The 13,713-nt window shown below is 70.8% G+C and carries 3 protein-coding genes (1 of these 3 cut by a window edge); all 3 read right to left on the reverse strand.

Going from position 1 to position 13,713, the window contains the following annotated elements; translation table 11 throughout:
* Positions 1 to 87, reverse strand: partial view of a non-ribosomal peptide synthase/polyketide synthase gene (locus ACFVBH_RS17315; protein ID WP_379002433.1) — the start only. 19,038 nt of this gene lie to the left of the window's left edge; 87 of the gene's 19,125 nt are visible here — the first part of the coding sequence; the start codon lies at positions 85 to 87; its stop codon lies off the left edge, out of view.
* Positions 87 to 11,591 carry an amino acid adenylation domain-containing protein gene (locus tag ACFVBH_RS17320; RefSeq protein ID WP_379002435.1) on the reverse strand — a complete coding sequence of 3,835 codons (11,505 nt, stop codon included), beginning with the start codon at positions 11,589 to 11,591 and terminating at the stop codon, positions 87 to 89. The genes ACFVBH_RS17315 and ACFVBH_RS17320 overlap by 1 nt, the downstream gene beginning before the upstream one ends.
* Before the next feature lie 514 nt (positions 11,592 to 12,105).
* Positions 12,106 to 13,455 carry a GAF domain-containing protein gene (locus ACFVBH_RS17325; RefSeq protein WP_354991575.1) on the reverse strand — a complete coding sequence of 450 codons (1,350 nt, stop codon included), beginning with the start codon at positions 13,453 to 13,455 and terminating at the stop codon, positions 12,106 to 12,108.
* Positions 13,456 to 13,713 lie beyond the last annotated feature (258 nt).

The raw sequence follows: 13,713 nt of genomic DNA on the forward strand, positions 1-13,713 counted from the left end.
CAGGGTGGGCAGATCACCGACGCCGTAGGCCCTTCGCAGGGCCGTGCGGCCGGTTCGGCTGGTAGCGATCGACTCTGCGTAGTGCATCAGAGGTTTCCTTCCGACGAGCTTTCCGAGCGAAGAACCACTGCCTGGGCCTGTGTTGCGAGGTCGCCCAGGACTTGACCGAGACCCGCACCGCCGAGCGCGGTGAGGATGCCGGGCACCAGCCCGGCGAGTGCGACGTTGACCAGTGCTTCCGGTTTCGCCGCGGCACCCATGGCCCGGGCGGTGAGGCCGATCTTGTCGGCCAGCGCCCGGTAGGTGACGGTGTGATCGCCGTGGGTGAGCGCGATCGAATCGGGGTCGATCGCGGCGGCCGCCGCGATCAGGGTCGGCAGATCGGCGGTCGGCCGATCGTCCGAAACTTGCTGCGGCCGAGCAGCTCCGGCGGCCGCGGTCGGCGCGCCCGGTCGGCGGTCGCGCTCCGCGGCGGTCCGGATGTCGATGGCGCGCACCGGCGCCGCCGGATCGGCGATGATCGCGCGCAGCACCAGCAGCAGGCGCTGGGCCAGCAGGCGCACCGTGCCAGCGTCGAAAATGTCGGTGGCGTAGCCGAACCGCATGTCCAGGCCGATCACCCGGCCCAGTTCGTTCCGCCGCTCCATACCGGTGAGCTGCAGATCGAACTTGGCCTCGGTGAGTTCGGGCTCGATCGCCTCGAGCGCCAGCCCGGGCAGCGAGACCGCGCCGGCCGCGATGTTCTGGAAGGCCAGCGCCACCTGGAACAGCGGGTTGACCGCGCTGGAGCGCGGACGGCCGTTGGCGGCCAGCACCGCCTCCACCACCCGCTCGAACGGGACGTCTGCCTGCGCGAACGCCGCCAGATCCCGGTCCCGCACCTGCCGCAGCAGGTCGGTGAAGGAGAGCTTGGCGTCCACCTCGGTGCGCAGCACCACGGTGTTGACGAACATGCCGATCAGGTCGTCCAGCGCACGCTCGCCGCGGCCCGCGACCGGAACGCCGATCGAGATGTCGCGCTGGCCCGAGATCTTGGCCAGCAGCACCGCGAACGCGGAGTGCACGACCCCGAACAGGGTGGCGCCCTGCGCGGTCGCGAGCTCGTCGAGCCGCGCGGTGATCTCGTCCGAGATCTGGAAGTCGAACTCGGCGCCCAGCATGTCGCGGCGCGCGGGGCGCGGGCGATCGGTGGGCAGATCGAGTTGGGCGGGCGCGGTGGACAACTCGTCCACCCAGAAGTTCAGCTGCCGCGACAGCAGGCTCTCGGGATCGGTGTCCGAGCCGAGCACCGCGCGCTGCCAGGCGGCGAAATCGCCGTACTGGATCTCCAGCGGCGACCAGCCCGGGGCCCGGTTGTCGAGCCGGGACACGTACGCCTGCACCAGATCCCGGGTCATCGGCAGCACCGAGTAGCCGTCCGCGCTGATGTGGTGCAGCACCACGATCAGCACGTGCTCGGCCGGGGACAGCTCGAACAGGCGGATGCGCAGCGGCGGCGCGGCGGTGACATCGAAACCGGCCGTGGCGATCTCGATCAGTCGCAGCTGAATCTCGGTCTCGGACACCCGGATCGGGGCCAGGTCGGCATTCAGCTCGTCGATGCCGAGCACCAGCTGTACCGGCTCGCCGTCCTTCTCCGGGTAGCGGGTGCGCAGGATCTCGTGCCGCGACAGCACATCCCGCAGCGCCGCGGCCAGCGCGTGCACGTCCAGCGCGCCGGTCAGGCGGATGGCGGCCGGGACGTTGTACGCGCCGGACTCGGGATGCAGGCGGTTGAGCACCCACATGCGCTGCTGGGCCAGCGACAGCGGCGCGGGACCGGAGTCGGTGCGCGGGGTCAGCGCCGGGCGCAGCTCGGAGCGGTCCGCGGTGGCCAGCCAGGTGGCCAGCTCACCCACCGTGGGGGCCTCGAAGAGCGCCGACACCGGCACGCGCACACCCAGATCCGAGCCCAGGCGGGCGGCCAGCCGGGTCGCCATCAGCGAATTGCCGCCGAGGGCGAAGAAGTCGGTGTCGACACCGACCAGCTCCGCCGCGGCGCCGCCGACGACCTCGGCGAAGCCCGCGGCGACCAGCCGCTCGAGCTCGGTGACCGGCTCGCGGTACACCGCGGCCGCGAAGACCGGCTCGGGCAGGCGGGCCCGGTCGACCTTGCCGTTCACGTTCAGCGGCAGCGCGTCCAGGACGGTGACCGCGGCGGGGACCATGTACTTGGGCAGCGCCGCTGCCAGCGCGGACCGCAGGGTCGCGGCCAGCGCTTCGCGCTCGGGATCGCCGACACCGGGAACGGCCGCGTAGGCGACCAGGCGCGCACCCGCGGTTCCGTTGTGGGCCACGGCAACCGCCGCGCTCACCCCGGGCTGCCGCCGCAGCGCCGTCTCGACCTCGCCGAGCTCGATGCGGAAGCCGCCGATCTTGACCTGGAAGTCGGCGCGCTCGACGTACTCGAGGGTGCCGTCGGCTCGCCAGCGCACGATGTCGCCGGTGCGGTACATGCGGCCCGGGCCGTACGGGGAGGCCACGAAGCTCTCCGCGGTCAGGCCCGGCCGGCCGTGATAGCCGCGCGCCAGCTGCGCGCCGGCCAGGTACAGCTCGCCCGGAACGCCGATCGGAACCGGCGAGAGCCGCGCGTCCAGCACGTACACCCGGCTGTTCCAGGCGGGCGTGCCGATCGGCACGGCCTGCTGATGCCGGGCGCGCACCGGGAACGCGGTGATCGACACCGCGGCCTCGGTGGGGCCGTAGAGGTTGTAGAGCGCGGCCGCCCCGCCGTCCAGGAAATCGGCGGCGGTCGCGGCGGGCAGGGCCTCGCCGATCGCCAGCACCGCGCGCACCGAGGACGGCAGCGGGCCGCCCGCGAGCAGCATGCCTAGCAACGACGGGACCGGGTGCAGCACGGTGACCCCGTGCGCGTCGATGATCGAGCGCAGGCGATCGGGATCGCGCTCGTCGCCCGCGGCGGTCACCACCAGGCTGCCGCCGCTGGTCAGCGGCGACCAGAACTCCCACACCGACAGGTCGAAGGTGGCGGGCGTCTTCAGCAGCGCGCGGTCGGCGGCGCTCAACTCGAAAGTCGCTCGCAGCCAGTGCAATTGGTTGACGATGGCGGCGTGCGGGATCGTCACGCCCTTGGGCCGGCCGGTCGAGCCTGAGGTGAAGATGACGTAGGCCGGATGCTGCTCGCGCAGCGGGCGCACCCGCTCGGCGTCGGTCACCGGCGCGGCGGACACCCCGGCCAGGTCGAGGGCGTCGACCTCGAACACCGGGACCTGGGCCGTGAACGGCAGGCCGTCCGCGACGGTGGTGAGAACGACAGCCGCGGCGGCGGTTTCGACGATGTAGGCGATGCGGTCGGCCGGGTGATCGGGGTCGATCGGCACGTACGCGCCGCCCGCCTTGACCACCGCGTACATGGCGATCACCAGCTCGATCCCGCGGCGCATGGCCAACACCACGCCGGTCTCCGGGCCGACGCCCGCGGCGATCAGATGCCGGGCCAGACGGTTCACCCGGGCGTCGAATTCCGCGTAGCCGAGCGTGATCTCACCGTCGGCGGACAGCAGCGCCACCGCGTCCGGGGTGCTCGCCGCCTGCGCGTCGACCAGATCGGCCAGGGTCGCCGGGGCGAGCGGGCGCGCGGTGTCGTTCCACTCCCCCAGCACCCGGGCGCGCAGGTCCGCGCCCAGCAGATCGATGTCGCCGACCACGGTTTCCGGTGCGGCCGCGATGGTTTCGAGCACGCGGACCAGCGCGGCGGCGATGTGCCGCGCCGTGCCCTCGGTGAACAGATCGGTGGCGTAGCCCAGGGTCAGGTCCAACCCGTCCGGCGCGCCGGCCGCCGCGTAGCGATCGGTGGCGAACAGGTGCAGATCGAACTGCGCGATGTGGTTCTCGAATTCGAGTTCGGTCACGGTCAGATCGGGCAGGCGCAGTTCGGCGTGCTCGTAGTTCTGGAAGGACAGGCCCACCTGGAACAGCGGATGCCGGGCCTGCGAGCGCACCGGGTTCAGCACCTCGACCAGGCGCTCGAACGGCACGTCGGCGTGGGCGAACGCGGCGATGTCACCGGTCCGGACGCGGGCAAGCAGCTCGGTGAACGGCTCGGACGGGGCCACCCGGGTGCGCAGCGCGAGGGTGTTGACGAACATGCCGATCACGTCGTCCAGCGCGCTGTCGCCACGACCCGCGATCGGGGTGCCGACCGCGATGTCCTCGGTGCCGGACAGGCGGGCCAGCAGCGCGCTGAACGCGGCGTGCACCACCATGAACAGGGTCGCGCCCCGCCCGCGGCCGACCTCGGCGAGGCGGGCGTGCAGTGCTGCGTCGAGTTCGAGATGAATCTGCTTGCCGCGCAGAGTCTGTCGCGCCGGACGCGGGTGATCGGCCGGCAGATCCAGCTGATCGGGCAGTCCGGCCAGAGCCTGCTTCCAGTAGGCGAGCTGCTGGGCGGCCACCGAGTCGGCGTCGTCCTCGGCGCCCAGCAGCGCGTGCTGCCACAGCGCGTAATCGGCGTACTGGACCGCGAGCGGGGTCCACGCGGGCTCGCTCCCGCCCAGGCGCGCGCCGTAGGCCACCATGAGATCGCGCACGAAGGGCACCACCGAGGAGCCGTCGGCCGAAATATGGTGCAGCACACCGGCGAGCACGTGCTCACCGGTGAACTCGCCCGCCTCGTCCAGCACGCGCAGCAGCTCGACCCGGATCGGGACCTCGGCGGTGACGTCGAAGGTGGTGGTCAGGATCTCCGGAACCCGCACGGCCAGTTCGGCTTCGGTGAGCGAGGTGGTGCGCAGACCCGAGAAGGTCTGCGCCACCGGCGCGATCACCTGCACCGCGCCGGCCTCGGTCTCGGGGTAGTAGGTGCGCAGCGTCTCGTGCCGGGCCAGTACGTCGCCGAAGGCGGCGGCCAGCGCGGCCGCGTCCAGCGCGCCGGTCAGGCGCAGCGCGATCGGCAGGTTGTAGGCGATGGACTCGCGATCGAAGCGGTTGATGAACCACATCCGCTGCTGCGCGGGCGACAGGGGCAGCTGCTCGGGACGCTCGCCCGCGATCAGCGCCGGGCGCTGGGCCTCACCGAGACCGGCGTCCACCCGCGCGGCCAGCCCGGCCACGGTGGAATCCTCGAAGAGCACGCGCACGCCGACGGTGGTGTTCAGCACCGTGCCCAGGCGCGCGGCGGCCTTGGCCGCCAGCAGCGAGCTGCCACCCAGGGTGAAGAAGTCGTCGTCGGCGCCGACCCGCTCGGCATCGAGCAGCTCCGCGAAAACGCCCGCGACCAGCTCTTCGGTGACGGTGCCCGGGCGGCGGTAGACCGCGCTCTCGAAGACCGGCTCGGGCAGGGAGCGGTAGTCCAGCTTGCCGTTGACGGTGAACGGGATCTCGTCGAGCACCACGAACGCGGACGGCACCATGTAGGGCGCGAGCCGTCCGGTCAGCCCGGCCTTGACCGCCGTGAGGTCCAGTTCGGCGACATCGGAGACCAGGTAGGCGACCAGCTGATCGCCGCGGGTGGCGTGCGCGTGCTTGACCGCCACCGCCCGGCGCACCTGCGGGTGCTCGGCCAGCACCGATTCGATCTCGCCCAGCTCGATGCGGTAGCCGCGGAGCTTGACCTGAGAATCGTTGCGGCCCAGGCACTGCATGGAACCGGTCGGGGTCCAGCGCATGAGATCGCCGGTGCGGTACATGCGCTCGCCCGGGGCCCAGGGGCAGGCCACGAAGCGGCCGGCGGTCAGCGCGGCCTGGCCGCGGTAGCCGCGGGCCAGCTGCGGACCGCCCACGTACAGCTCGCCGACCATGCCGATCGGCACCGGGCGCAGGCGCTCGTCCAGCACCCACTCGTACACGCCCGCGAAGGGCGGGCCGATGTGCAGCTCGTCCGTTGCCGCCAGCGGCACGGAACCCTGTGTGACACAGGTAGTTTCGGTCGGTCCGTAGCAGTTGACGAAGGATCGTCCCGCCTCGGCCCAGCGCCGCGCCAGCTCCGGCGGGCAGGGCTCGCCGCCGACCACCACGACCGCGGTGTCCGGGGCCTCGAGCGGATCGACGGTGCCCAGGGCGGACGGGGTCATGAACGCGTGCGTGACCCGGTGCGTGCGCAGCACGCCGGTGAGCTCGGCGCCCATGACCGCCTCGGGCGGCGCGACCACCAGGGTGGCCGCGGCCTCGATGGCCATGGCGAGTTCGCCGACCGAGATGTCGAAGGCCGGGGAGGCGACGTGCAGCACGCGGGACGACCGCCGCACCAGGAAGCGCTCGACCTCGCCCGCGGCGAAGGACGGCACACCCTCGTGGGTGACCATCACGCCTTTGGGCACACCGCTGGATCCGGAGGTGTAGATGACGTAGGCGACATCGGCGGTGCGCAAGGGGCGCAGCCGATCCCGATCGGTGACGGCGTCGTCGGCGTAGGCCGCCACCGCCGCGCGGAACAGCTCGTCGTCCAGCGCCAGCCAGGACACCGAGTCCGGCAGCCCGGCGCGAACGGCCGACAGCGTCAGGCCGTACTCGGCGCCGGCGTCGGCCACCATGCGCGCGACGCGCTCGGCGGGGTAGGCCGGATCGACCGGGGCCCAGCCCGCGCCGGTCTTGCTGATGGCCCAGGTGGCCAGCACCGATTCCAGCGACCGCGGCATGCCGAGGGACACCAGGTCACCCGGGCCGACCCCGCGGCCGATCAGCAGGCGCGCCAGCCGATTCGAGGCCGCGTCGAGTTCGCGGTAGGTGAGCTCGCGCGGGCCGTCGACCAGGGCGATGCCGTCCGGATTGGCGGCGACGGCCGCCGCGAGCAGATCCGGAATGACACGACCGGTCTGCACGGGTCCGCCGGAACGATCGGTGAGATCGGCGTATTCGACCTCGGACAGCAACGGCAGAGCGGCCACGATGGTGGCCGGATCCGCGGTGATGGCCGTCAGCAACTGGACAAAACGGTCAGCAAAGACGTCAATTGTGGAGGCGTCGAAGAGATCTGCCGCGAATTCGAACTCCGCGGTGATCCCCGTCGGTGCCGGACCTTCCCCGGGACCGGCACCGACGAAGCTTTCGGTGACCGCGACCGACAGGTCGAATTTGGTCACTCCCGTCTCCAGCGTACCCGCCGTGGCAAGCAATCCGGGCAGTTCGACACTGATATCACCCGAGGCGGTGAAGGACAACGCCACCTGGAACAGCGGATGACGCGACTGCGAGCGGGCCGGATTCAGGGCTTCGACGAGCTGCTCGAAGGGCACATCCGCGTGCGCGAAGGCGGCGAGATCGGTCTCGCGCACCCGCCGCAGCAGCTGGCGGAACTCGAGGCTGTCGTCGATCTCGGTGCGCAGCGGCAGCGTATTGACGAACATGCCGATCAGGTCGTCGAGTTCGCGCGCACCGCGGCCGCCGACCGGCGTGCCGATCACGATGTCGGACTCACCGGACAAACGAGACAGCAGGACGGCCAGTGCGGCGTGCACCAGCATGAAGGTCGAAACGCTCTCGGCCTGGGCCGTTTCCACGATGCGGGCGTGCAGCTGCGCGGGCAGCTCGATCGAGCGCTTGCCGCCGCGGCCGCTGGCCAGCACCGGGCGCGGGCGATCGGACGGCAGCTCCAGCAGATCGGGCGCGCCCGCCAGCGCCGTGCGCCAGAAGCCCAGCTGCGTGGCCAGCAGCGAAGTCGCGTCGGCCGCGTCGCCGAGGCGATCGCGCTGCCACAGTGTGTAATCGGCGTACTGCACCGGCAGTTCGGCCCAGCCCGGCTGCTGCCCGGCCGAGCGCGCCGCATAGGCCAGCATGAGATCGCGCGCCAGGATCGGCAGCGAAAGCCCGTCCGCGGCAACGTGATGCAGCACCATCGCCAGCGCGTAGCGCCCGGACGCGGCGGCGGCCTCGATCTCCGAGACCGGATCGCCGGTCGCGGCACTCTCCGCGACGGCGTCAAGCACTGTAAAAACGCGGGCACGGAAAGGAATCTCGTGTTCGAGATCGAATCCGCGCGCGGCGATGGCGGACAGCGCGGCGTCGAGTTCGGCGCCGTCGGTCACCACCTCGTGCGCGACCAGCTCGGGCAGCCGATCCACCGGCAGCACGCGCTGGCAGGCCTGACCGTCCGCGACCACCGGGAACAGCGTGCGCAGCGTTTCGTGCCGGGCCAGCACATCGGCGACCGCGGCGCGCAGGGCCGCCAGATCCGCCGTGCCCCGCAGGCGCACCACGAACGGCATGTTGTAGTTCGCGGCCGAGGTGTCGAAGTGGTTCAGGAACCAGATGCGCTGCTGCGCGGGAGACAGCGGGATGTTCTCCGGGCGCTCGTCACCACGACGCGCCGTAAGCTGAAGTGCCGCTGTGTCATTCGCGTCCTCGTCGAGGAACTGCGCGTCGATGACCGCGCCCAGCTCGGCCACGTTGGTCGCCGCGAACATCTCGCGGACGGTCAGCCGGCAGCCCAGTTCGGCGTTGAGCCGCGCGGCCACCTGGGTCGCGTTCAGGCTGTTGCCGCCCAGGGCGAAGAAGTCGTCGGTGCGACCGACCCGCTCGGCGCCGAGGGTCTCGGCGAACACCCGGGCCACGGCCTGCTCGACCACCGAGACCGGGGCCTCGTAGCTCGCGGCCACCCGGACCGGCGCGGGCAGGCCCGCGCGATCGAGCTTGCCGGACGCGTTGACCGGCAGGGCCTTCAGCACCATGTACGCGGCGGGCACCATGTACGCGGGCAGCGCCCGGGCCACCGCGGCGCGCAGGCGGGTCTCCTGGATCTCGAGGTCGGAGACCACGTAGGCCACCAACTGCTCCTCGCGCACCAGCACCACCGCGCGCTCCACGCCGGGCACCGCCGCCAGCACCGATTCGATCTCGCCGAGCTCGATCCGCAGCCCGCGCAGCTTCACCTGGAAATCGGTGCGGCCCAGGTACTCCAGCTCGCCGTCCTCGGTCCAGCTCACCAGATCGCCGGTGCGGTACATCATCTCGCCGGGACCACCGTGTCCCTCGCCGCCCGCGAACGGATCGGCGACGAAACGCTCGGCCGTCAGTCCGGCATTGCCCACGTAGCCCCGGGCGAGCTGAACCCCCGACAGATACAGCTCACCCGGAGTCCCTACGGGAACCGGCCGCAAACGTGCGTCGAGCACGTACAGCCGGGTATTGGACACCGGCGCGCCGATCGGCACGAACTCGGTGTCAGCGGCCGTGACCTCGTGGAAGGTGACATCGACCGCGGCTTCGGTGGGGCCATAGAGATTGTGCAGCGCGGCGGCGGACCCGGCGCGGCCCAGCACCGCGCGCAGGCGCTGGGCCGTGCGGGCGGGCAGCGCCTCGCCCGAGGCGAACACGTGCCGCAGGCCGGACAGGCCCGCGACGTGCTCGTCCGCGAGCCCGGCCAGGAACGCGTCCAGCATCGAGGGCACGAAATGGGCCACGCTCACGCCGTACTCGGCGATGACCGCGCGCAGATAGGCCGGATCGCGATGGCCGTCCGGCTGCGCCAGCACCAGGGTCGCGCCGGTCTGCAGGGGCCAGAAGAACTCCCACACCGAGACGTCGAAGGTCGCGGGCGTCTTCTGCAGCACGACGTCGGCGGCGCCCAGTTCGTAGGCGCTCTGCATCCACACCAGGCGATTCACGATCGCGGCGTGGGTGACGGCGACGCCCTTGGGGCGGCCGGTGGAACCGGAGGTGAAGATGACGTAGGCGGTGTTCTCCGGCCGCAGCGCGGACCGCCGCTCACCGGCGGCGATCGGCGCGCCGGAGACGGCGTCCAGGTCGAGTTCGTCCACGCACACCGCGGCGATCTCGTCCGCCGGGCGATCGGCCGTCCTGGTCAGCACCAGTGCGGGAGCGGCGGTGTCGAGGATGTGGGCGATGCGGTCAGCCGGGTTGTCCGGATCCAGCGGCACGTAGGCCGCGCCCGCGGCCTGCACCGCGTACATGGCGATGACCAGCTCCGGGGACCGGCGCAGATGGAGCGCGACCCGGTCTTCCGGACCGACGCCGGCCGAAATCATATGGCGGGCCAGCTTGTTGACGCGCGCGGCCAGACCCGCGTAGTCGAGATCGCGCTCGGGCTCGTTCGCGAAACGCAGCGCGGGCGCCGCCGGGGTACGCGCGACCTGGTCCTCGAACATCGACACCAGCGTCGCGCCGGCCGGGACCGGGCGGGCCGTGCTGTTCCACAGCCGCAGCACGACGTCGCGCTCCAGCTCGGTGCTGACGTCCAGCGCCGTGATCGGGGTGGCCGGATCGGTCTCGACCAGGCGCTCGAGCAGGCGCAGGAATCGCGCGTGATGCCGGGCGATCTCGCCGGCGGAGTACAGATTCGGATTCACCTCGAAGTCGAGGTGGACCCGGTCGTTGTCGCCGTAGAAGACATTGAGGCTCATGTCCTCGATGGGGCCGGTCGACATAATGTGCAGCCGCCCGCTCAACTCGCCGAAGTCCAGGCGGTTGTGGAACAGCATGATGTTGACCATCGGGCCGAACAGCGCGCGGGTGGCCGGGCGGTCCTCGTGCTCGGCGTCGCGGCGAATGTCCTCGTGCCGGTAGCGCTGATGCCGCAGCGCGCCCGAGACCTCGACCCGGGTCGCGGTCAGCAGATCGCCCCAGGTGGCCTCGACGCCGAGGCCGATGCGCAGCGGCACGATGTTGGACAGCATGCCGACCGAACGGCGCATGACCGCGGTGGTGCGCGCGGTCACCGGCAGGCTCAGCACGACTTCGGGCTTGCCGGTCATCAGGCCCAGGTAGGCCGCGAACGCCGCGAGCACGACGACCGGAAGACCCGAATCACTCTGCGCGCCAACCTCTTCGATGCGCTCCTGCAGCTTCGCGGGCAGCGCGGCGCCGAACACGCGGTTGCCCGCGTTGCGCGGGGCCGTGCGGCTGTTCAGGGTGGTCGCGCCGTCCAGGCCGCGGGTGCGCTCGGCCCAGTGGGCGCGGTCGACCGCGAACCGGGTGCTCTCGCGGTAGGCGAGTTCGCCCGCCACGATCTCCTGCGGGGTGCCGACCTTGACCACCTCGGGCTCGAGGCCCAGCTGATGCGCGGTGAAACGCTTGGCGGTCCACTGCATGACGCTCATGGCGGCGTAGCCGTCGCCGACGATGTGGTGGGCGCGGACGTACCAGAAGTACCGCTGGTCGGCGACGTGGATCAGGGTCGGCGCGAACAGCTGATCGGTCAGCAGATCCAGCGGGCGGACCAGGTCGGCGCGCATCCACGCGTGTGCGGTGGCGATGGGATCCGCTTCGCCGCGCAGATCCATGTAGACCTGCGGGGAGTCGACGGCGGTGAGGTCGAGGTACTGGCAGGGCTGTCCGTCGACCTCGGCGAAACGCAGCTGCGAGGTGCGCCAGATCGCGACGCCCTCGTCGCCGACGCGCAAGAGCAGGTCGACGTCGAGGTCACCCTGGATGTCGACGTACTGGGCCATATTGACCGGGACGTCGGGTTCGAGCAGCTGCGCGTACCAGAGTCCGACCTGGGCGGGACCGAGCGGGAAGGGCTCCGAGGCGCCCGGCGGGAGTTGCGCGACATCCACGTTCAGGTCGCTGCCGGCGGCCGTCGCATCGCGCCGCGACGCGTTGTCCGGACCGATACTCCCCAACTCCGTACCCTGCACCAGAGCCTCCTTCTTCAGACTTGCCCGCTATGCGGCCGAACGGGTTTCCGGGCAGCACGAAATAGGCCTTGGGTATCGAGGGATCCGATACCCGAAGCCGCGAAATTCGCACTGCTCCTGGGTGATTCGACGAATGCGCGACGTCTTCCACGACGTGTACGCGCGTGCTTCAACTAGCGCTCGAACCGATCGGGGTCCCCGCGATCCACGATCGGGATGCGACGGCTCGATGGCCGTTCACACCATGGGTGTACTGCTTGCCGATCTCCTCCAACTCACCGCCGAGCGATGCGCACCGCGACCGTCCGCGAACCTCGCGTTGTCGCCTGCATCACACTTGCCGTCCATGCATTGCGAAGACTAGGCGGTACGTGAATAAAACGGAACTTTTTCCCCGAAAAAAGTTGGACGAGCGTCTAGTTGGTTGGGGAGATTACGCGGAGACCGCGATAAATGTGGGTGCAGCCACATGACAAGGCCAACATGTGACCGAGGGCACTTCCGATTGCGAAGACTATGAGTCGAAACGTTGCATCTGCGTTGCATCCGCACCCAGGCGGCGATCGAGCACGCGAATCTTCGCCTCGATCTGGGCATACAGAGGTGAATCGCGGTCCACGGTGGCCCGATAGGCCGCCCACGCGGCAGCATCGTCACGCCCTTCGGCGCCCGCGGTCCATCGGCTGAGCACCGAGGTCTCCCCCGAGCGCAGCACGGCCGTGCGCAACCGCACGCGCAATTCATCGCGAATGTCTATAACTCCCGGAGCGTTCGAACGCGGCAGCGCCGGGCCCGAGTACAGCCGTACCGCCGAGTCCACGTCCCCGGAATCGAGCGCGGCACGCAGCGCCTCCACATCCGTGGCGATCGGAACCCGCAGCCGGTACGGGCGCGAACCGAAGACATTGGGACCGACCACCGAGCGCAGCCGGGACATCGCGGCGCGAATCGTGGCGTTGTCCAGATCCGCGTCGTCGAGCAGCAACGCCAGATGATCCGCGGACAGGCCCTCGGGATGCTCGCCCAGCAGCAGCAGAATCTCGGCGTGCCGCTGCGACAGCGGAACTCGCTCGCCGGCCACCGTCAATTGCGGCTGCCCCAGACCCAGCACCTCGAGCCCCAGACGCTCGGGCACCGGCGCTTCCCCGGCCCGGCGATCCTGCCCCGACCGCACCGCGGCCAGCAGCAGATCCATCTCCATGGCCGTGGCCGCCGCCTTGACCAGCGCCAGAATCTCCGGCCGCGCCACCCGCACGCCACCGGCGATCATCAGCACCCCGACCAGCCTGCCGTCCGGATCATGTACGGGCGCAGCGGCTCCGGTGATCTGATGCATGCGATGCAGGAAGTGTTCGGGACCGTGAATCCAGGCCGCGCGACCGGTGCGCACCACCAGGCCGACCGCATTGGTGCCGACCCGGCGCTCACTGAGGTCGTTGCCCTCGCGCACCCCGGCCTCGGACGCCGCCTGCACCCGATCCGGATTGCCGTGCACCGAGAGCACCCGGCCGAACTGATCGGCCACCACCACGATCAGGCCCGTGCTGGTGGCATCGCGCAACAGCAGCTTGTCCACCAGCGGCATGACCGCCGCGATCGGATGCGCGTCGCGATAGCGTTCGAGATCGGCTCCGCGCAGTCCGCGGCCGTCGTTTTCATCGAGTGGATCGACCCCGCCGCGCAGGCTGCGCAACCACGACTCCAGCACCATGGGTCGCAACAGACCCGGTAGCTGACCGAGCTGGTCGCCGCCCACACTGAGGTATCCGTGGGCTTGCGCGGCATAGGCCTCGAGCGCACCCAACTGAGTGCCCGGCTCGGCGCCGTGCTGCGGACTGCTCCCACCTGCGAGATTGCTAACCATTTGCCTTTCTTTCCCGAACCAAAGAGTACCGACGGCGATCCGAACCGAAGTACGAAGCCGTTCGTTTGTCCCGCAGGTCACACCCGGATCCGAGCCTCGCGAAATGTGACCCTCGCCAAGTCGGGTATGCCCGGCGAGCTCACACCTCACGGTGTAAGCGCAGGCACTGCGAGGATTTCCACGCCCGGGCCGGGCGGGCGGCGCGGGGCCGCGGGCCGGGAGAACGGGCCGTTAGCGGGCGGTTCGGGAAGGGACGCG

The organism is Nocardia sp. NPDC057668 (assembly GCF_042799795.1).
Classification (GTDB): Bacteria; Actinomycetota; Actinomycetes; order Mycobacteriales; family Mycobacteriaceae; genus Nocardia.